The sequence below is a fragment of the Massilia sp. 05N420 genome, assembly GCF_056397205.1.
In genome coordinates this window covers 32,140-52,547 of sequence record NZ_JBFTMX010000039.1, presented here as the reverse complement: position 1 = coordinate 52,547, position 20,408 = coordinate 32,140, and the positions used below count along the sequence as shown (strand labels likewise).

Genomic DNA, 20,408 nt, shown 5'->3' with positions numbered 1-20,408 from the left:
ACCATGGAAGCTGAACGCATCAACGCCCTTTCCGCCCTGCTGAACGACCTGAGCAGCCGTGAAGCCGAACTTCGGAGGTATCTTTGACTTCGATAAGAAGTCGGAGAAACTAGAACAGGTCAACCAGGAACTGGAAGACCCGACCGTCTGGAACGACCAGAAGCGCGCCCTCGACCTGGGCAAGGAAAAGAAGGCGCTGGAAGGCGTCGTCCTGACGCTGGAAAAAGCCCGCGCCGACATCGACGACTCGCGCGACCTGTTCGAAATGGGCCGCGAAGAAGGCGATGACGACACCATCGAATCCGTCGAAGGCGACGCCGCCGAGATCGCGAAGGTCATCGAGCAGATGGAATTCCGCCGCATGTTCAGCAACCCGATGGACCATGCGAACTGCTTCATCGACATCCAGGCCGGCGCCGGCGGCACCGAAGCCCAGGACTGGGCCTCGATGCTGCTGCGCCAGTACCTGCGCTATTGCGAACGCAAGGGCTTCAAGGCCGAAGTGATGGAAATCTCCGAGGGCGAGGTCGCGGGCATCAAGACCGCCACCATCAAGGTCGAGGGCGAGTACGCCTACGGCCACCTGCGCACCGAGACCGGCGTGCACCGCCTGGTGCGCAAGTCGCCGTTCGACTCGGCCAACGGCCGCCACACCTCGTTCACTTCGCTGTTCGTGTACCCGGAGGTCGACGAGTCCTTCGAGATCGAGATCAACCCGGCTGACGTGCGCATCGACACCTACCGCGCATCCGGCGCCGGCGGCCAGCACATCAACAAGACCGACTCCGCGGTGCGCCTGACGCACGCCCCGTCGGGCATCGTGGTGCAGTGCCAGAACGACCGCTCGCAGCACCGCAACAAGGCCGAAGCCTTCGACATGCTGCGCGCCAAGCTGTTCGAACTCGAGCTGCGCAAGCGCATGGCCGAGCAGCAGAAGCTGGAAGACTCGAAGACCGACGTCGGCTGGGGCCACCAGATCCGTTCCTACGTGCTGGACCAGTCGCGCATCAAGGACTTGCGCACCGGCTTCGAGACCGGCAATACCAAGAACGTGCTGGACGGCGACCTCGACGACTTCATCTCGGCTTCGCTGAAGCAGGGAGTGTGATGAGCAAGCCCGCCTTCATCTTCGACATGGACGGCACCATCGTCGACAACATGGCCTTCCACACCAGGTCCTGGCTCGAGTTCTTCGCCCGCCGCGGCAAGGAGTACGAGGCCGAGGCCTTCTTCCGCGAGACCGCCGGCGCCCAGGGCCGCGAGATCCTGCGCGCCCGCCTGGGCGACGAGGTCACGGACGAGGAAATCGCCGCCCTGGCAGCGGAGAAGGATGCGCTGTACCGCGAGATGTACGGTCCGCACCGCGCCGCCATCAAGGGCTTCGACGACTTCGTGACCGCGGCCGACGAGCGTGGCGTGGCGCTGGCCGTGGCGACGTCCGCGCCGCCGAAGAACATCGTCTTCACCCTCGACGAACTCGACCTGCGCCGCCACTTCGGGGCCGTGGTCGGCGCGACCGACGTCAAGCAGGGCAAGCCGCATCCGGACGTGTTCCTGAAGGCCGCCGAGAAGCTGGGCGCGAATCCCGCCGACTGCATCGTCTTCGAAGATGCGCCGATGGGCGTGGAAGCCGCGCGCCGTGCCGGCATGCGCGCCGTGGTCATCACGACCACCCTGCCTGCCGACGCGTTCGCGGAGTTCGACAACGTGCTCAAGATCGTCAACGATTACGACGAACTGTCCGTTGAGGACCTGCTGGGCGTCCTCTGACCTGCACGTGAACCAAACATAGATAGATACCTGATATGAGCACCGAAAACCAAGAACAAAGCCAGGAACAGCAAGCGACTTCGCTGCAGCTTGATGACAACAAGATCATCGCCGAGCGCCGCGCCAAGCTGGCAGCGATCCGCGAAAAAGGCGTGGCCTTCCCGAACGACTTTGTCCCCCAGCACAAGGCTGCCGGCCTGGTCGAGACCTATGGCGGCTGGACCCGCGAGCAGCTCGAAGCCGAACCCCAGCAGGTGGTGCTGGCCGGCCGCATGATGCTCAAGCGCGAAGCCGGCAAGAAGGCCGCCTTCGCCACCCTGCAGGACGCCTCGGGCCCGCGCGCCGACGGCCGCATCCAGATCTACGTCACCCTGGACAACACCGGTGAAGAAGCGATGGAAGCCTTCCGCCACTACGACCTGGGCGACATCCTGGGCGTGGAAGGCACGCTGTTCAAGACCAAGGTCGACGAGCTGACCGTCAAGGTGACGAAGCTGCGCCTGCTGTCGAAGTCCCTGCGTCCGCTGCCGGACAAGTTCCACGGCCTGGCAGACCAGGAGACCAAGTACCGCCAGCGCTACGTCGACCTGATCATGAACGAAGAGACGCGCCGCACCTTCAAGGCGCGCACCGCCGCGATCGCGTCGATCCGCCGCTTCATGCAGGACAACCAGTTCATGGAAGTCGAGACCCCGATGCTGCACCCGATCCCGGGCGGCGCCGCGGCCAAGCCTTTCATCACCCACCACAACGCGCTGGACATGCAAATGTTCCTGCGTATCGCGCCGGAGCTGTACCTGAAGCGCCTGGTGGTCGGCGGCTTCGATCGCGTGTTCGAGATCAACCGTAACTTCCGCAACGAGGGCGTCTCGATCCGCCACAATCCGGAATTCACGATGATGGAGTTCTACGCCGCCTACACCGACTACAAGTGGCTGATGGACTACACCGAGGCCGTGATCCGCCAGGCCGCGATCGACGCCCACGGCACCGCCGAAGTCACCTACGGCGGCCGTCCGCTGGACCTGGGCAAGCCCTTCCACCGCCTGACCATCGTCGAAGCGATCAACAAGTACGCGCCGGAGTACACCAGCGAACAGTTGAACGACGCCGAGTTCCTGAAGAAGGAACTGCTGGAGAAGTTCGGCGTCAAGCCGCACATCATTTCGGGCCTGGGCGCGCTGCAGCTGGCCCTGTTCGAAGAGACCGCCGAAGCCCAGCTGTGGGAACCGACCTTCATCATCGACTACCCGGTCGAAGTCTCGCCGCTGGCGCGCGCTTCCGACAACCGCCCCGGCATCACCGAGCGCTTCGAGCTGTTCATGGTGGGCCGCGAGATCGCCAACGGCTTCTCGGAGCTGAACGATCCGGAAGACCAGGCAGCCCGCTTCCAGGCCCAGGTGGCCGCCAAGGATGCCGGCGACGAAGAAGCGATGTTCTATGACGCCGACTACATCCGCGCACTGGAATACGGCCTGCCCCCGACCGGCGGCTGCGGCATCGGCATCGACCGCCTGATCATGATCCTGACGGATTCGCCGAATATTCGCGATGTGCTGCTGTTCCCGCACCTGCGCAAGGAAGACTGAGCTTGAGTGACGCGTGATGCGTCACAAAAAAAGGCGCGAAACGGGAGACCGTTCGCGCCTTTTTTAATGCCGTCATCCGTAAAACCGTCATCCCCGTGAAAACGGGGATCCATACGTCGCGTGATCTGTGCCTCAGGACGGTGGCTATTAACGGACCACCCGATAGCAGGGAATATACTCTTTGCCCGGCAACTTCATCCGGCTCTGCTCCACGAACGACTGCAGCAACTTGTCCATCGGCGCCATGATCTCATCCTCGCCATGGATCTCGAACTTCCCGTACTTCTCGATCGCCCGGATCCCATCCTCCTTCACGTTACCGGCCACCACGCCCGAGAACGCACGGCGCAAATTGGCCGCCAGCAGGTGCGTCGCCTGGTTCTTGTGCAGCGACAGGCTGCGCATGTTCTCGTGGGTCGGGCGGAAGGGATGCTGGAACTCGGGGTCGATCTTGAGGCCCCAGTTGAAGTAGTAGGCGTCGCTGCGCGACTTGCGGAATTCGCGCACCTGGCGGATCCCGGTGTGCATCTCCTGCGCTACGCTTGCCGGATCGTCGACGATGATCTTGTAGCGGCGCTGCGCCTCTTCGCCCAGGGTCAGGCCGATGAACTGGTCGATCTGCTCGAAGTACTCCCTGGCCGTCGACGGGCCGGTGAACACCAGCGGGAACGGCATGTCCGCGTTCTCGGGATGCAGCAGGATGCCGAGGATGTAGAGGATCTCTTCGGCGGTCCCGGCGCCGCCCGGGAACACCACGATGCCGTGGCCGGTGCGTACGAAGGCTTCCAGGCGCTTCTCGATGTCCGGCATGATCACCAGGTCGTTCACGATCGGGTTCGGCGACTCGGCCGCGATGATGCCCGGCTCCGAGATGCCGAGGTAGCGGCCGCCCTGCAGGCGCTGCTTGGCGTGGCCGATGGTGGCGCCCTTCATCGGGCCCTTCATCGCACCCGGGCCGCAGCCGGTGCAGATGTCCAGTTCGCGCAGGCCGAGCTGGTAGCCGACGTGCTTCGAGTAGTTGTACTCGACGCGGTTGATCGAGTGGCCGCCCCAGCACACCACCAGGTTCGGATTGCGCTGCGGCTGGATCACGTTGGCGTTGCGCAGGATGTGGAACACGGCATCGGTGATGCCTTCCGGCCGCTGCAGGTCGAAGCGCGGATTGTCCGTCACTTCGAAGCTCACGTAGACGATATCGCGCAGCACCGCGAACAGGTGCTCGTGGATACCCTTGATCATCTTGCCGTCCACGAAAGCGTGGGCCGGCGCGCTGCGGATGTCGAGCTTGATGCCGCGCTCGCGCTGGATGATCTTGATGTCGAAATCCTTGTAGCGTTCGAGCAGTTCCTTGCCGTCGTCGATCGAACTGCCGGAATTCAGTACCGCCAGCGCGCATTTGCGAAAGACCTGGTACAGGCCACCCTGGCTGGTATCGAGCAGCTTTGCCACTTCCGCCTTCGACAGCACTTCCAGGCGCCCCTCCGGGGATATCAATGTGTCGACAACGTCGTTCGTCATATTCCTCTTCCCTTTCTGTTCAGTGTTTCCGTACAGCCTTTTCGCCAATATACGACATCTCTCACGAGTTTGCCCCCACACTTGCGCAGCCTTTTCGCGTCAATACTATTGATCCGGAAAAAGTTGCCTTAACGAGCAGAATTTCCACTAAAATGCGACGCTATTGGATTTGCGCCCGCACACGATGCGGGCATGCGGCCCAATCATTCCTATTCTTATAAAACGTATTTGGGGAGGAACCGCATGAGCGGTGCAGCTACTTCTACCGTCGAACAGAAAGCGATCCCGGAATTCAAACAGATCATGGGACACCCAGCGCCGCTGTGGATGCTGTTCATGACCGAATTCTGGGAGCGCTTCGCTTTCTACGGCATCCGTTGGGCCCTGGTGCTCTACATCGTCGCCCAGTTCTACGGCGGCAGCGGCGTCGGCCAGGCCGACGCCAACCTGACCTACGGTTCCTACCTGGCGCTGGTCTACGCCGGCGCCGTGTTCGGCGGCTACATCGCCGACCGCGTGATCGGCTACCAGCGTTCGATCCTGGTCGGCGCAGCCTTCATGGCGGCCGGCCTGTTCGCCATCACCGTGCCCGATCCGAACGTGTTCAAGCTGGGCCTGGCCACCATCATCGTCGGCAACGGCATGTTCAAGCCGAACATCTCGACCATGGTCGGCCAACTGTACGGCATCGGCGACGAGCGCCGCGACTCCGGCTTCACCATCTTCTACATGGGCATCAACAGCGGCGCCTTCGTCGCGCCGATCCTGACCGGCTGGCTGGCTGGTGCCATGTCCGGCAGCACCGGCGTGCCGGCCTACAAGGTCGTGTTCTTCGCCGCCGGCATCGGCATGCTGCTGTCGCTGGTCTGGTTCCAGATCGGCCGCAAGGGCCTGAAAGGCATCGGCGCACCGGTCGGCGAGCTGGCCAGCCCGACCCGCCTGATCGGCGTGATCGTCGGTTCGCTGGTCGTGATCCCGGTCGTCTACTTCCTGCTGAAGCTCGGCGCCGACACCATCCAGTACATTCTCTCGGCGCTGTTCATCGCGCTGGCGGTCATGCTGCTGGTCGAAGGCATCCGCAACGGCAAGGTCGCGCGCGACAAGGCCATCGCCATGCTGGTCATCTTCTTCTTCAACGTGATGTTCTGGTGCTTCTTCGAGCAGGCCGGCAGCTCCTTCACCTTCCTGGCCGACAACATCGTGCGCCGCGACTTCGGCGGCTGGATCTTCCCGACCGGCTGGTTCCAGTCTGTGAACTCGATCGCCATCATCGTCTGCGCACCGATCGTGGCCGCAGTCTGGGTCTGGCTGGGCCGCGCCAATCCGTCGATCCCGCGCAAGTTCGGCCTGGGCCTGATCTTCAACGGCCTGGCCTTCCTGCTGCTGATGTTCGCGCTGCAGCACCTGGTCGGCGCCGACAGCAAGATCCCGTTCTGGACCCTGTTCATGGTCTACGTGATCCAGTCCATCGGCGAACTGTGCCTGTCCCCGATCGGCCTCTCGATGGTCACCAAGCTGGCGCCGGTGCGCCTGGTCGGCCTGGGCATGGGCGGCTGGTTCCTGTCGACCGGCATCGGCAACAACCTGTCGGGCATTTTCGCCAGCCACATCTCGGGCGAAAAAGGCATGAGCGTGGAATCGGCACTGGGCGGCTACACCTTCGGCTTCTACGCGCTGATCGGTTCCGGCATCCTGCTGTTCCTGATCGCGCCGCTGATCCAGAAGTTGATGCATGGCGTGAAGTAAACTTCCCGCGTCCCTGACGACACGGCGGCCTGCGGGTCGCCGTTTTTCCTTCTACATCCGAACATCCCTGGATTCAGCATGAAAAGCAGTTCGATTAGCCGCCTCGTCTACTCCACCGAAAGCGGCCGCATGTGCCCCGATTGCCGGCAGCCGGCCGCGGAATGCATTTGCAAGGCCAGGACCGCGATCCTCGGCGACGGCGTCGTCCGGGTCTCGCGCCAGACCAAGGGCCGGGGCGGCAAATGCGTCACCATCGTCAAGGGCCTGCCGCTGGACGCGATTGCGCTGGCGGCGCTGGGCAAGCAGTTGCGCACCGCCTGCGGTTCCGGCGGCACCGTCAAGGATGGCGTGATCGAAATCCAGGGCGACCACTGCGAGCTGGTCGTCGCGGCGCTGGCGAAACATGGACACCAAGCCAAGCGGGCCGGCTGAACGAAGCCCCGATTATTGATTCGGTGTCGCCCTGGAATAAATGGCGATATAGAGCTTGGCCAGCTTTTCGGCCGCCTGGAACTCGGCCGGTGAGAGCTTGGGTAAGAGCCTTGCGAGCGACTGGCTCGCGTCGCGTGCAATCCGGGCCTCCAGCTCATCGGCGGCCGCAGACGCCTGGTTGGCCGTGGCTGCGCACCGATACCAGGCATACGCCTTGACGACACTTTGTTCGACGCCCTTGCCATCTTCGGCTGCATGACCAAGATGCCACTGGGATTCCCGATCGCCACTTTCCGCCGCCTGCGTCCACAGCGAAATAGCCTGGCTGATATCGGCCTTGCCTCCCAAACCGTAGTAAAGCAGATACCCGAGGTTGTTCTTGGCTGAGGTTTCGTGCTCTTCCGTGATTGCTTGTGCCCAGTGCTGGCGTGCCGAAGCGTAGTCCTTCGTTCTATAAGCCTGGACGCCGAGATTATATTCAGACGCTTTCGGCGTTGAACCGGCGCACCCGCAGAGCGCTGAAAAACACAGGAACGCGACGGTCTTTTTAAACGATAACTTGCTCATGTTGCCATTATAGCCAAAGCAACAGGGACTGGAACGGCGCCGCGTTCCGAACCTCCGCACGCCTGGATACGCGGCGAAATCCGACTCGTGGCATCCTACGACCTCGACCGGCCAGCCCGGGAAAGGAGACTGCATGGCGAAGCATCCAGGAATATTTCCAACATTCTTCCTGTCCGGTTTTGAATGCTCCAATTTCCTCTGGGGCGAGCGTCCCGGCGTGCGCCGCAACCTGATCGAGGAAACCCGGCACGACCGCCACGCCGCCGAGGATTACCGTATCCTCGCCGAGCTCGGCATCGCCGTCTCGCGCGAAGGCATTCCCTGGCCCCTGGCCGATCGCGCCGGCGGCGGACAATACGATTTCTCGATGGTCGATCCCTTCATCGAGGCCATGAACGCGTCGAAGATCATTCCGATCTGGGACCTTTTCCATTACGGCTATCCGGACGACCTCGATCCGTACGACGACGCCTTCGCCAGCCGCTTCGCGGCCTATTGCCGGGCCGCCGCCGAATACGTGGTCCCGAAAGTGCGCGGGCCGCACTTCTTCACGCCGATTAACGAGATCACCTTCTTTTCCTTCTGCGCCGGCGAATGGGGATGGGCCGCGCCCTACCGCTGCAGCCGCGACGACCGGATGCGCCTGCGGCTGGCGCTGTGCCGGGCCGCGATCGCCGGCGTGAAGGCGATCCGCGAAGTCGATCCGGATGCACCCATGGTCCACATCGATCCGCTGGTGCGGGTGGTGGCGCCGCGCGACCGTCCCGACCAGATCGAGGCCGCGCGCCACGAGACCGAGGTCGACACCTTCCTGGCCTGGGACGTCATCTATGGCCGCGAGCATCCGGAGCTCGGCGGCGCGCCCGAGATCCTGGATATCGTCGGCGCCAACAATTACTCGTTCGGACAGATGGAATACCGCGAACACGGACCGCACAAGCCCCTGGCCCCCGGCGACGACCGCATCGCGCCACTGTGCGACATGCTGCAAACCGTCTGGGAACGCTACCGCCGGCCGATGATCATCGGCGAAACCAGCGGCATGCGCGACGGCCGCGCCGACTGGCTGCACGACGTGATGTGCGAATCGCTGGCGGCGGTGCGGCGCGGCATGGACCTGCAAGGGATCTGCCTCTTCCCCGCCGTCGACATGCCGGACTGGCATACCGGCGAGTGGCTGCACAACGGCATCTGCGACCTGGTCGAAGAGAACGGCGACCTCAAGCGCGTGCCGGACGGCAAATACGTCGACGAACTGCGGCGCTGGCAGAAGGAGCTGAACCGGGTCACCAGGCTGGACGAGGATCCGTTCAGCGACCCGGTTGAACTGCAGGACGTGGTCGATGCGGCCCAGCGCCTCGACATGCAGCCGGATAAAGACTGGTGCTGAGGGACTGGCGCTGAGCCGGCAGCCGCTTACTGCTTGTCGGACGGCTGCGTCTGGGCCGGCGTGGTGGCTGGCTTGGCAGCCGGCGTAGCAGCCGGTACCGGCGCACCCTTCTGCGCTTCGCTCGCCGCCTGGGCCTGCGCCTGCTGCATCTCCTGCGCCCGGCGCATCGCTTCGCGCGCCTGCGGGCTGTCGACGTTGATGCCGGCTGCCTGCATCGCATTGCGCACCGCGTCGTTGCCGGTCGTGCCGCCGAAGGTGTAGCGCAAGCCCACGTAGAGGCGGCGCTGGTGCACGGTGGTGTCGGTGCGGTCGCGCAGCACATCGGTCTCGACGCGGAATTTCTGGTCGGTCGAGCGCAGTACGTCGTTGGCGCGAATGTTCATCGACAGGCGCTTGTCGAACTTGTGTTCGTAGGCCAGGTTCATCATGCCGAAGGGCTCGCGGTAACCCTCGCCCGACAGCAGCTTGCCCTGGCGGAAGGTCATCAGGGTCAGCACGTCGTCGGGGCCGATCTGCCATTGTCCCCCGCCCTGCAACTGCAGCGAGGGCGAGGACCGCTTGCCGCCCGCCAGGCCCATGGCATCGGTGCGGTCCTGTTCGATGAAGCCGTAGTTCCCGTTGAACATGAAGCGGATGTTGGGCAACGCGATTCCCTTGATGCGCATGTTCGGCGGGATCATGCCCATCACCGAGAACTCGATGCCGCCCGAACGGCGGTCGCCCAGGTTCTCGCGCGTGGTCAAGAGCGTGTTTGCGTCGAGGAAGACGCGGCGGTCGGTGATGACGTCGGATTCCTTGCGCAGGTAGCCGCGCACGCTCACCGGCATCAGGCCCTTGATCTTGGTTTCGTAACCCAGCTCCAGCGAGTGCAGCTTGACCGCACGCAGGTGCGGATTGCCCGAGCTGACGTAATAGTCGTTGGCGTAGTTGACGAAGGGGTTCAGGTCGCCCGAGGTCGGGCGCGAGATGCGGTCGGCGTAGGACAGGCGCAGGTTCGAGTACTGGTCCAGCTTATACGTCAGGAACAGGCTGGGCAGGTAGCTGGTGTACTGGTTGGTGGCCTGGACGCCGGTGGTGACCTGGTCCAGGTCCTGGTCGGTGCGCTCGACCCGCAGGCCGCTCTTGAAGGACCACAGCTTATTCAGCGGCATCTCGTAGGTGCCGTACACCGCCACCACGTCCTGGTCGAGGTCGAACAGGTTGCTGCGCCGGGTGTCCAGGCCGCCGCCGGTCAGGAACAGGTAGCGGTTGTCGGCGGTCTGCTGCAGGCGCTGCAGGCGTGCACCCGCGTTCAGGAAGCCGGGGCCGGCCTTGCCCGAATAGTCGGCGCTCAGGTCGGTCATGCGCACGCGCGTGTCGACGTTCTGCGCGTAGTCGCGCAGGGTGGGCGCGCCGGTGGCCGGCATCGCCAGGGCCTGGTACAGGGTCGAGGTGTCCGCGCTGTTGTTGTTCGACGAGTGGCGCAGGTCGATCTTCAGCGTCTCGCCATCGGAGTTGAAGCGGCGCTCGAAGCCGGTGACGATCTCGTGGTTGCGCGAATCGCCGTCGGTCTTGCGGCGCGTGGTGTAGTCGACGACCGGCGACTGGGTCGTGCGGAAGTCCGTGAAATGCTGGTTCGAGTCGGCGTCGTTGCCGCGCTTGTTGACCGAGAACGAACCGGTGATGGTGTCGCGCTCGTTGTAGTTGTAGCGCCCGCCCATGCCCGCCTGGACGAAGGTATTGATGCCATGGTTGTGCGAATCCTGGCGCAGGCGGCTGATCGCGCCGGTCGTCGGATCGATGCGCTCGCGCAGCTGTTCGGTGTCGGTGTCGTTGCCGTCGCGGCGCACGTTCAGGGTGCCGTTCACGGAGGCATAGCCGGCGCTGTAGCTGCCGTTGGCGAAGGCGTTGGCGCGGCCGCCCGGGCCGACGTTACTGGCCACCGTCCCGTTCCCGCCCGGCTTGGTGTAGCGGCGCGAGATCAGGTTCAGGATCGGGCCGCCGCCCGCCTCGTTGCCGAACTCCGCGCCCGGGTTGTTGATCACCTGGACCGATTCATAGTTCTCGGCCGGCAGCGCATTGATGGCGGCGGCGCGGTTCTCGCCCTGCAGCTGGGCGGTCGGCTTGCCGTCGACCAGCACCGTCACGCGCTCGCTGCCGCGCAGGCGCACGGTGCCGTTCGGGTCGACGTTCACCGAAGGCACGTTGTTCAGCACGTCGCCGATCGATGCGCCGGCCGTGCTGGCGTCATTCTTGATGTCGTACACTTGGCGGTCGACGCGGTTGGTCTGGCGTTCGCTGACCACGTTCACGGTGGCGATCTGGCCCTGCGGCTGCTGCGGCGCATCGGCGCTCACCGCGGCCGGAGCTTTCGCATCAGCCTCCTTCGCTTTCGCCGTTGCGGCCGGCTTGGCGGCGCTGGTTTCGAGGGGCTTGTCGGCGGCAGGCGCCGTTTGCGCGCCGGCGTCGACGCTCAGGAACAGCAGGGCGATGGCCGCCGGGATGGCCTTGCAGGCGGAGGGAACAGTGACCGCGGAGTGACGAGACATATGTATAAGGAAAGATGATGAAAAGTAAAAAAATTAACCGTAGGAAAATATCATCTTTCGTACGTACATGCTAGAGAGGAAACATGAAAAGAACGATCGGCATCCTGCTTTGGCTCGCCGGACACGCCATCAACCTGCTCGTGCCGCTGGCGGGCGCCGTCTATCTGTTCGGTGCCGTCATCTGGATACATGCGCCGCTGCTGGGCGCCCTTGTGACCGGTGCGCCGATGGCGCTGCCGGCTCTCGGCCTGGCCTGGCTGTGCACGCGGTTCGGGAAACGCCTGCGCGACGATGCGCCGGCACCGGCGCGATCGCCCGCCAAACGCTGGCTGCTGGCGGGAGTCGGCCTCGTCGCGATCGGCGCCTGCGCCATGGTGGTCCGCTCCGGCGTCAAGGAATATGAATGCCAGGCGGGCCGCTCGCGAAACGGCGACGGCCAGCTCGAGGCACAGCGCAACGGTTTCGAGCGTGTCTGTCCGGGCGATCTCGAGCGCTTCGACGTCGGCTTCCTGCCGGACGCCATCGCCACCCGCAAGCTGGCCTTCACGCCGGTCGACCTGCGCCACACGCCATTTACACAGCTCGAAGGCCTCGGCAGCCGCGCCGAAAAGGTCGGCGACGTCCGTTCCCGCCTGTACCGGGGCTTTCGCTTGCCGGACGGGCACCGGCTGACCCTGTTCGAACAGGACATGTCGGCGGACGGCAGCACCAGTTGGCGCGATCCGAAGGACGAACCGGAGCGCATCAATGGCCTGCCGGCCCGGCTGGTCGTGCTCGAAGACCCGTCGGGAAAGGCAGTCTCGCTGCTGTCGTGGAAGGAAGGCCGCCGCGATTACCAGCTATGGATCGATGCGAACCTCGTGCGCGAGCCCTTGCGCGATCGCCTGTTCGCGCTGGCGGCATCGCTGCCGCATGCGGTGCCGGCATGTCCGAACGAGCCGCCGCCCAGGCCTGTCGACGAGCCGATGCCGAAGGTATTGAGCGCGGCGCAGCTGGACGCGATGATGGACAGGAGCAAGCGGCGCTGTAAATAAGGGCGCTGCTTACTTCGCCGGAGGTTCGCCAGCGCGGCCATTGCCGGCATCGAGCGTGCGCCGCATCGCCTCCATCTCCGCATCGACCCAGGCACGAAACTGCTGCACCTTGGCCATCGCCTCCTTGTGCGGATTGACCAGGAAGCGGTAGCCGTTGCCATAGGGCGCGCTGCGGCATTGCAGCACCCGCAGGCTGCCGGAGGCGATGTCCTCGAAGGCGATCCCGTAAGGCACCAGGGCGATCCCCTGCCCGGCCACCGCGGCCTGGGCCAGCACGCCCCAGTGGCTGAAGGTGCGCGAAAAATCGTATTTGCCCTCGAATTTTCCCTTCAAGGCGCGGTTCTCGTTCAAGAGTTGCAGCCAGGCTTCCGGCGTGCGCTCGCACAGCAGCGGAAAGCGGGACAGGTCGGCAAGCGTGAGTTCCTGTTGGCCCTCGGCCAGCAGCTCCGGGCTGTAGACCGGCACCAGCCGCTCGCGGAACAGCAACGCCGGATCGCCGTCCTTGACCGGACCGAAGCGGATCGCGACGTCGACGCCGTCGTCTTCCAGGTCGACCGGGGTGTCGTTCGAATCGATGCGGATGTCGAGTTCCGGATGCCGCTTGGTGAAGCGCGGCATCCGCGGCACCAGCCATTTGATGGCGAAGGAGTGCGTGGTCGAGATGCGCAGGATGGCTTCCTCGTCGCCACGCTGCAGTGCGGCGACCTTGGCGCGCAGGTCGCCGAGCGAGCGCCCGACCGCAATCGCCAGTTCCTGGCCCTTGGCGGTCAGCGCGATATGGCGCGGATGACGCACGAACAGGGGAAAGCCGACCGCATCCTCCAGGTGCTTGACCTGCAGGCTGACGGCGGCCGGGGTCTTGTGCAGCTCCTGTGCCGCCAGCTTGAAGCTGCCCCAACGCGCGGCACATTCGAAATCGATCAGCCCGGAAAGGCTGCGCAGGGGCTTCAAGCCCCCACCATGCATAAGTTTTTCTTATTCATTGCAATGTTTTTTTCTTGTTTGAACAATTGCTGCGCTGCATACAAAATATAGCGGATTCACCACGAACCCGCCAGCTTTTCAGCGTCTTCAGCGTAAGGAAAACCATGTTCAAGAACATTCTGGTGATCGGCGGTACCCGTTTCATCGGCAGGCTGCTCGTCCAGCGGCTCCTGCACGCCGGCCACCGTGTCACCATCGCTACGCGCGGCTACGCGCCCGATCCCTTCGGCGGCCGCATCCAGCGCATCCGCGCCGACCGCCGCAACGAGCTGGCGATGCGCGCCGTGGCCAAGGCCGGCCCCTTCGATATCGTCTACGACCAGATGAGCTACAGCCCGCTGGACGCGGCGATCGCCGTGCGCACCTTTGCCGGCCAGGTCGGCCGCTATGTGATGACCTCGACCATCGACGCCTACCGTGTGCTGGGCTTCGGCGCAGCCGGGCTGCTGACGGAAGCCGGGCTCGCGGTCGAGGCCCAGCCCATCGACACCCAATACCCCTGGCACGACCCGCGCCGCGCCACCGAATGCTATGTGAGCGGCAAGGTGCAGGCCGAAGCCTACCTGGTGCGCGACGGCTCGCTGCCGCTGGTCACGCCGCGCCTGGCCCACGTGCTGGGCGGCCCGGAAGACTTTACCGGCCGCCTCGCCCACTACGTCGAACTGGCGCGCGCCGGCGCGACGCTGCCCTATTCGAACGAGAGCGCGGCCGTGTCCTTCATGACCGCGCATGCGGCGGCGGACTTCCTGTTCTGGAGCGGCATGCAGGACTTCACCGGTCCGGTGAACGCGGCCTGCGATGGGGCGCTGTCGGCTTCGCAACTGTACGAGCGCGTCGGCGAGGTGCTGGAGTCGCCGGTGCGGATGCGGCGTGCGGCGGCGCCGGCGGAGGCCGGACGGCTGTCGCCCTTCGATTTGCCGGGGCGGATGGTGCTGGATACGTCGCGCGCCAAGGCGCTGGGGTACAGCTTCGGGCATACCGATGAGTGGTTGGATCACACCATCCGGCAGCACGACCTCGCCTTCGTCTGAGTCGCCCGAACGCTAACGAAGCCCGCGCCTCATAAACCTCGTCCCCGCCTGCGCGGGGACGACGATCATTTCGCCGCCTTCTCCCGACCCACCCAATACAACAACACGATCAAGGCCGCATACGGCAGGATCGACAGCGCATCCGAATTCACCCCCGCAAAGAAGGGATTCGCAGCCTCCGCCCACTTGTTCATCGCATTGTCGAAATCGGTCAGCACACCCGCCGTGATGGCGATGATGATGCCGGCCAGGGCGCCGCCGGCGATGTAGCCGGATGCCAGCAGCGTGCCCGAGCTGCGGTCGCCGGCGGCCTGCAGTTCTTCTTCGTTCAGGCCGGCGTATTGCGGCAGCTTGTTGTTGCGGCGGTCGACCATCCAGCGGATCAGGCCACCGATCGCGATCGGCAGGGTCGACACCAGCGGCAGGTACACGCCCACCGAGAATGCCAGCGCCTGCACGCCCGCCATCTCCAGCACCACCGCGATCATCACGCCGAACAGCACCAGGGTCCAGGGCAGCTGCTGGTCGAGGATGCCCTTGATGATGTAAGACATCAGCACGGCCTTGGGCGCATCGTATTTCTTGACCTCCGAGCCGTCCGGACGGGTGTGGAACTGGCCGTTGATGCCCGGGTCGACCAGGTAAGCCAGCGAGCCGTCGTCGCGCACCAGGTACTTGCCGGCCGGCCCGCCGTTGGTGTCCGTCTTCTGCCAGACTTTATACCTTGCGTGGTCGGAGGAAGCCTGCGGACCCTGCAGCTGGGCGGTCTGGCTCAGCTTCGACGCATCGGTGGTGACGTGCGGCGCCACCTGGGCGGCCGGCACGTAGACGGTGCCGGCATCGTTCAGCTTCAGCAGGATCGGGCCGAGGATCAGGCCTGATGCCAGGGCGCCGGCCAGGATCGCGTACTGCTGCAGGCGCGGGGTCGAGCCCACCAGGAAGCCGGTCTTCAGGTCCTGCGAGGTGGTGCCGGCATTGCTGGCGGCGATGCAGACGATGGCGCCGACCGACAGCGCGGTCACATAGTAGCGGCCGCCGGTCCAGCCCATCACCAGGAAGATCAGGCAGGTGAACAGCAGGGTCGCCACGGCCATGCCGGAGATCGGATTCGAGGACGAGCCGACCTCGCCGGTCAGGCGCGACGACACGGTCGAGAACAGGAAACCGAACACCAGGATCAGCAATGCGCCCAGCAGGTTCATGTGCAGCGGCGTGGCGAAGGTGATCACGGCGATGATGCCCAGGCAGCCGATCACGACCCATTTGAGCGGGATGTCCTGGTCGGTACGCAGTGGTGCGGCGTCCCCCTTCGAGTCGCCGTTGCCGCCGCCCTTGAAGCCGGTCAGGCCGCCCTTCAATCCATTCCAGATGGTGGGCAGCGAACGCGCGAGGCTGATCAAACCGCCGGCGGCAACCGCACCAGCGCCGATGTAGAGCACGTAGGCGCTGCGGATGTCGTCCGGGCCCATGTCCTTGATGAGCATGGTTCCCGGCGCCAGCGGAACGCTCAGGAGCTCGCCGAAGAATTTGATCATCGGGATCAGCAGCAGATAGGACAGCACGCCGCCGGCCGCCATCGTCATCGCGATGCGCGGACCGATGATGTAGCCGACGCCCAGCAGTTCGGGCGAGATCTCGGCGCCGGCCGAACCGGCCTTCAATGGCGCGTTGAAGACGAAGTTGACGGTGTCCTTCCACAGCTTGAGCGAGATGCTCAACACCTTGTACAGCAGCCCGATGCCGAAGCCGCCGAAGATGAGGAAGGCGCGATGGCGGGCGGCCTTCTCCTCATCGGATCCTTCGATGCGCACCTCGCCCGCGGCTTCGCGCGACGAGGGCGTGGCGGCGGCCTTCAGCACCTCGGCGCAGGCCGTGCCTTCCGGGTACTTGAGTTCGCGGTGCTGGTCGACGATCATGGTGCGGCGCATCGGGATCATCATCAGGATGCCCAGCAGGCCGCCCAGCACACCGACCAGCATGACGCGCGAGATCTCGAGGTCGAAGCCGAGGATCATAATCGCCGGCATGGTCACGCCCAGGCCGAAGGCCAGCGATTCGCCGGCCGACCCGGCGGTCTGGGTGATCGAATTCTCGAGGATGGTCGATTCGCGCCCGCCGGCCTTCTTGGCCATGCCGAACAGGGTGATCGCGATCACCGCCACCGGGATCGAGGCGCTGACCGTGAGGCCGACCTTCAGCACCAGGTAGAGCGAGGAAGCGCCGAAGATCATGCCCAGCACCGTGCCCATGATCAGGGCGCGCAGGGTGAATTCCGGGAGGTGGGCGGACGCCGGGATATACGGCTTGACCGCGGGTGGATGGGGATCGTACGGCATCTTTTCCTTGGGACGTATCGTGTTTCTGAACTGCAGGGACTGCTTAGCAGTGCCTTGAACTCGCACTATGGCACATGCCGTAATGGAAGAAAAGCGGATTATAATTTTGGCGTAGACCGTGTTTACGCCCTGTCGGCACGGCGATCTGCCGGTCATCTGACCGTCATCAGAGAGACAAGTTTGGCAACTAAGAGTACTCCGGCCCCGCGCCGCCCCAACCGCCTCCGTGGTTTTATATTTCTGGGCCTGGCCCTCATCCTCCTGTTCGTCGCCGGCGTGGTCGGCTACGTCGTGGTCCGCGTGCTGCCGAATGTGCCCGCACTGGACGCCGTCACCGACTACCGGCCCAAGATCCCGCTGCGCGTCTACACGGCCGACAAGGTCCTGATCGGGGAGTTCGGCGAGGAGCACCGCGATTTCGTCCCGATCCAGAAGATCCCCGACCTGATGAAGAAATCGCTGCTGGCGATCGAAGACGCGCGCTTCTACGAGCACGGCGCGATCGACTTCCAGCGCGGCATCGGCGCCGTCTATTCGAACCTGCGCCACGGTTTCGGCGCCGGCGGCGGCTCGACCATCACGATGCAGGTGGCGCGCAACTTCTTCCTGTCGCGCGAAAAGCACATCGGCCGCAAGGTCAACGAGATCGCGCTGGCCTACAAGATCGAGGCTGCGCTCAGCAAGGACGAGATCCTCGAGCTGTACATGAACCAGATCTACCTGGGCCAGCGCGCCTACGGCTTCTCGAGCGCCGCGCGCACCTATTTCAACAAGAACCTCGACCAGCTCAGCGTGGCCGAGATGGCGATGCTGGCCGGCCTGCCGCAGAACCCGTCGCGCCATAACCCGGTGGCGAATCCGAAGCGTGCGCGCGAGCGCCAGCATGCGGTGCTCAAGCGCATGCGCGAGCTGAATTACATCAGCGAGGCGCAGTACCAGCAGGCGCTGGCCGAGCCGCTGCGCGTGAACACCCGCGGCCAGGAATTCGACACCCATGCCGAGTACGTGGCCGAACTGGCGCGCCAGGCGGTCTACAACCAGTTCAAGGACGACGCCTATACCAAGGGCATCAAGGTCTACACGACCATCCTGAAGGCCGAGCAGGAAGCGGCCTACGCTTCGGTGCGCCGCAACGTGCTGGCCTACGACCAGCGCCACGGCTACCGCGGACCGGAAGGCCGCATCGAGCTGCCCGAGGACCCGCAGGAGCGCGAGGATACGATTACCGATGCCCTCAACAGGCGCCCGACCAGCGACGGCCTGATTCCGGCGGTGGTGCTGTCCGCATCCGGCAAGGCGGTGCGGGTCGAGACCATCGACGGCGACGACGTCACCATCAGCGGCGCCGGCCTGAAGTTCGCGGCCGCCTCGCTGGCCCCGAACGCCAAGGAAGAGCGCCGCATTTCTACCGGTTCGATCATCCGCGTGGCCAGGGATGCCAAGGGCGCCTGGGCTATCACCCAGGTGCCGCAGGTGGCCGCGGCCTTCGTCGCGATCGACGCCGACACCGGCGCCTACCACGCGCTGGTGGGCGGCTTCGACTACAACTTCCAGAAGTTCAACCACGTGACCCAGGCCTGGCGCCAGCCGGGTTCCGGCTTCAAGCCCTTCATCTACTCGGCCTCGCTGGACAAGGGCTATTCGCCGGCCACCCGCATCCTCGACGCCCCGCTCGACATGCCGGGCGAGGACGCCGGCAAGACCTGGTCGCCGCAGAACGACGATTTCAAGTGGGACGGTCCGATCACCATGCGCCGCGCGCTGGCGGAATCGAAGAACGTGGTGTCGGTGCGCCTGCTGCGCGCGATCTCGGTGCCCTACGCCCATGATTTCATCGGCAAGTTCGGCTTCGACGTCGCGCGCCAGCCGGCCAACTACACGATGGCGCTGGGCACCGGCGCCGTCACGCCGCTGCAGATGGCCGGCGCCTACGCCGTGTTCGCGAACGGCGGCTACCGGGTCCAGCCCTACTTGATCGAGAAGATCGTCGACGCCGACGGCAAGGTGATCCAGGAGACCAAACCGCAGGCGGCGCACCAGGAAGAGCAGCGCGTTCTCGATGCGCGCAATGCCTTCATCACCGACAGCATGCTGCGCGACGTGGCCCGCTACGGCACCGGCGCCGCCGCCACCAAGGCCCTGGGCCGCACCGACATCGCCGGCAAGACCGGCACCACCAGCGACGCCGTCGACGGCTGGTTCTCGGGCTACGGCGGCAACGTCGTGGCGGTGGCCTGGATGGGCTATGACGATCCGAAATCCCTGGGCGGCCGCGAGTTCGGCGCCACCCTGGCGCTGCCGATCTGGATCGACTACATGAAAGTGGCCCTGGCCAAGCGCCCGCAGGAAGAGCGTCCGCAGCCGGAAGGCCTGGTGCGCGAAAACGACGACTGGGTCTACGCCGAGTTTGCCGAAAGTCCGACCTTCGGCGGCGTCGACCTCGACCAGCAGCCGGCCGTGGACCCGAACGCCGATCCGAACGCGCCACCGCCACCGCAGCAACAGGCGGCGCAGCCGCAACAGCAGCAGCTCCAGAACAGCCTGTTCTAAGCCCGTTCCGCTTCCCTGCCCCCAAGGCCCCGCCACCCGCGGGGCCTTTTTCTTTGTGCGAACAGTTCAAGCCAAATGCAGTTCTTGTAGGGAAATTTGTAGCAAGAGCGTCGTCTTTATCCTACATGGCTGGACGGACCCATCCTATTTTGGAACCCCATCCCCCACCCCATGATGGCGTCATCCACCACCGAAGGAGTAGATCATGAAACAATATCAAAGCGTGATGATTGCTGCCGCGATGGCCATGGGCCTGGCAGCCTGCAGCTCGACCGGCAGCAACTCCGACAGCGGCTCGATGGAAGGCAGCTCGAGTGGCAGCAGCGCGACCGGCACTTCCAACTCCGGCACCATGGGCACCTCCGGCAACGGCGCCTCCGGCACCGCAACCTCGGGCGCCAGCGGCAACACCGGCACCTCGGGCCGTAACGACTGGGGCACCGGCAGCGGCACCTCGGGTTCCGGCACTTCCGGCACCACCAATTCGGGCACGACCAGCGGAACCACCCCGCCTCCCACCAATACGCAGTGAGATAAGGCGCGAGGCAGGCGTACAGCCTGCCGGTGCCTCCCTCCTGCTGGCGGCGTCCCTGGCGGCGTGCGGCCCGAACGAAGGCAATAGCGACCATGGCGGCACCCCGCCTTACCGGTCGCCGCGACCCGGTTCGCTTGCCGCCAGCCTTACCGTGGCCTCCACCATGCGATCAACATAGGGAAACCGCTATGAAGGCATTCCAGACCGGCGCGACCGGCGCTTCCACCACCGGCACAGCCACCGCCACCGGCTCGGCGGCGGCGAAAGACAATTCCGACGCCAACGGCACCGGAAATACCACTCCCTCCGTGCGCGCTTCCAGCGACAGCGGCGCCGCCGGCCACTGAGCTCTGCAACCGCAATCCGGTCCGCCGCCGCCCCTCGGGTAGAATGGCCCC

16 protein-coding genes are annotated in these 20,408 nt (G+C 64.8%); 11 read left to right on the top strand and 5 right to left on the bottom strand.

Features of this window, described 5'->3' with window-relative positions; all coding sequences use genetic code 11:
• The first annotated feature begins 3 nt into the window (after positions 1 to 3).
• From prfB to lysS, 3 genes are all read left to right on the top strand, one after another.
• Positions 4 to 1,108 (top strand): peptide chain release factor 2 gene (prfB, locus tag AC1DIX_RS21415; protein ID WP_442122016.1). Its coding sequence is split into 2 segments (ribosomal slippage): positions 4 to 84 and positions 86 to 1,108, totalling 1,104 coding nucleotides; the frame shifts between segments, so codons are not numbered across the junction.
• Positions 1,108 to 1,770: an HAD family hydrolase gene (locus AC1DIX_RS21410; RefSeq protein WP_442122015.1), complete on the top strand. Its 663-nt coding sequence runs from the start codon at positions 1,108 to 1,110 to the stop codon at positions 1,768 to 1,770. The genes prfB and AC1DIX_RS21410 overlap by 1 nt, the downstream gene beginning before the upstream one ends.
• Positions 1,771 to 1,805: 35 nt before the next feature.
• Positions 1,806 to 3,359, top strand: a complete 1,554-nt coding sequence (gene lysS, locus AC1DIX_RS21405; protein ID WP_477327221.1) for a lysine--tRNA ligase — start codon at positions 1,806 to 1,808, stop codon at positions 3,357 to 3,359.
• A gap of 147 nt (positions 3,360 to 3,506) precedes the next feature.
• Here lysS and ppnN read toward each other — a convergent pair whose 3' ends face one another.
• Positions 3,507 to 4,877 carry a nucleotide 5'-monophosphate nucleosidase PpnN gene (gene ppnN, locus AC1DIX_RS21400; protein WP_477327219.1) on the bottom strand — a complete coding sequence of 457 codons (1,371 nt, stop codon included), beginning with the start codon at positions 4,875 to 4,877 and terminating at the stop codon, positions 3,507 to 3,509.
• A 243-nt stretch (positions 4,878 to 5,120) separates the two neighbouring features.
• On the opposite strand from ppnN, the gene AC1DIX_RS21395 reads away from it, so the two are divergent.
• Together AC1DIX_RS21395 and AC1DIX_RS21390 are read left to right on the top strand one after the other, a co-directional pair.
• The gene (locus tag AC1DIX_RS21395; RefSeq protein WP_477327217.1) at positions 5,121 to 6,623 is read left to right on the top strand and encodes a peptide MFS transporter; all 1,503 of its coding nucleotides are present in this window, start codon (positions 5,121 to 5,123) and stop codon (positions 6,621 to 6,623) included.
• A gap of 78 nt (positions 6,624 to 6,701) precedes the next feature.
• Positions 6,702 to 7,055: a translation initiation factor Sui1 gene (locus AC1DIX_RS21390; RefSeq protein WP_477327215.1), complete on the top strand. Its 354-nt coding sequence runs from the start codon at positions 6,702 to 6,704 to the stop codon at positions 7,053 to 7,055.
• 12 nt (positions 7,056 to 7,067) lie between these two features.
• Here the strand turns inward: AC1DIX_RS21390 and AC1DIX_RS21385 are convergent, their stop codons facing one another.
• The gene (locus AC1DIX_RS21385; protein WP_477327213.1) at positions 7,068 to 7,622 is read right to left on the bottom strand and encodes an SEL1-like repeat protein; all 555 of its coding nucleotides are present in this window, start codon (positions 7,620 to 7,622) and stop codon (positions 7,068 to 7,070) included.
• A 133-nt stretch (positions 7,623 to 7,755) separates the two neighbouring features.
• Here AC1DIX_RS21385 and AC1DIX_RS21380 point away from each other — a divergent pair, with 133 nt between their 5' ends.
• Positions 7,756 to 9,012 carry a glycoside hydrolase family 1 protein gene (locus AC1DIX_RS21380; RefSeq protein ID WP_477327211.1) on the top strand — a complete coding sequence of 419 codons (1,257 nt, stop codon included), beginning with the start codon at positions 7,756 to 7,758 and terminating at the stop codon, positions 9,010 to 9,012.
• A 26-nt stretch (positions 9,013 to 9,038) separates the two neighbouring features.
• On the opposite strand, the gene AC1DIX_RS21375 is transcribed toward AC1DIX_RS21380, so the two are convergent.
• Positions 9,039 to 11,540, bottom strand: a complete 2,502-nt coding sequence (locus AC1DIX_RS21375) for a TonB-dependent receptor domain-containing protein (RefSeq protein WP_477327209.1) — start codon at positions 11,538 to 11,540, stop codon at positions 9,039 to 9,041.
• Between the two features lie 83 nt (positions 11,541 to 11,623).
• Between AC1DIX_RS21375 and AC1DIX_RS21370 the strand changes: the two genes are divergently transcribed.
• The gene (locus AC1DIX_RS21370) at positions 11,624 to 12,574 is read left to right on the top strand and encodes a hypothetical protein (RefSeq protein WP_477327207.1); all 951 of its coding nucleotides are present in this window, start codon (positions 11,624 to 11,626) and stop codon (positions 12,572 to 12,574) included.
• 9 nt (positions 12,575 to 12,583) lie between these two features.
• On the opposite strand, the gene AC1DIX_RS21365 is transcribed toward AC1DIX_RS21370, so the two are convergent.
• Positions 12,584 to 13,525 (bottom strand): LysR substrate-binding domain-containing protein, encoded by a 942-nt coding sequence (locus tag AC1DIX_RS21365; RefSeq protein ID WP_442122006.1) that lies wholly within the window; start codon positions 13,523 to 13,525, stop codon positions 12,584 to 12,586.
• 137 nt (positions 13,526 to 13,662) lie between these two features.
• Here AC1DIX_RS21365 and AC1DIX_RS21360 point away from each other — a divergent pair, with 137 nt between their 5' ends.
• The gene (locus AC1DIX_RS21360; protein WP_477327205.1) at positions 13,663 to 14,589 is read left to right on the top strand and encodes an NAD-dependent epimerase/dehydratase family protein; all 927 of its coding nucleotides are present in this window, start codon (positions 13,663 to 13,665) and stop codon (positions 14,587 to 14,589) included.
• A 65-nt stretch (positions 14,590 to 14,654) separates the two neighbouring features.
• On the opposite strand, the gene AC1DIX_RS21355 is transcribed toward AC1DIX_RS21360, so the two are convergent.
• Positions 14,655 to 16,925, bottom strand: coding sequence for an OPT family oligopeptide transporter (locus AC1DIX_RS21355; protein ID WP_477327203.1), 2,271 nt, complete (start codon positions 16,923 to 16,925; stop codon positions 14,655 to 14,657).
• A gap of 180 nt (positions 16,926 to 17,105) precedes the next feature.
• Between AC1DIX_RS21355 and AC1DIX_RS21350 the strand changes: the two genes are divergently transcribed.
• The 3 genes from AC1DIX_RS21350 to AC1DIX_RS21340 all read left to right on the top strand — a co-directional run bounded on the left by AC1DIX_RS21350 (position 17,106) and on the right by AC1DIX_RS21340 (position 20,357).
• A complete protein-coding gene (locus AC1DIX_RS21350; protein ID WP_477327201.1) occupies positions 17,106 to 19,475 on the top strand; it encodes a penicillin-binding protein 1A in 2,370 nt (789 codons plus the stop codon).
• A 205-nt stretch (positions 19,476 to 19,680) separates the two neighbouring features.
• Entirely contained in the window at positions 19,681 to 20,007 is a 327-nt protein-coding gene (locus AC1DIX_RS21345; protein ID WP_477327199.1) for a hypothetical protein, read from the top strand.
• 191 nt (positions 20,008 to 20,198) lie between these two features.
• Positions 20,199 to 20,357 (top strand): hypothetical protein, encoded by a 159-nt coding sequence (locus tag AC1DIX_RS21340; protein ID WP_477327197.1) that lies wholly within the window; start codon positions 20,199 to 20,201, stop codon positions 20,355 to 20,357.
• Positions 20,358 to 20,408 lie beyond the last annotated feature (51 nt).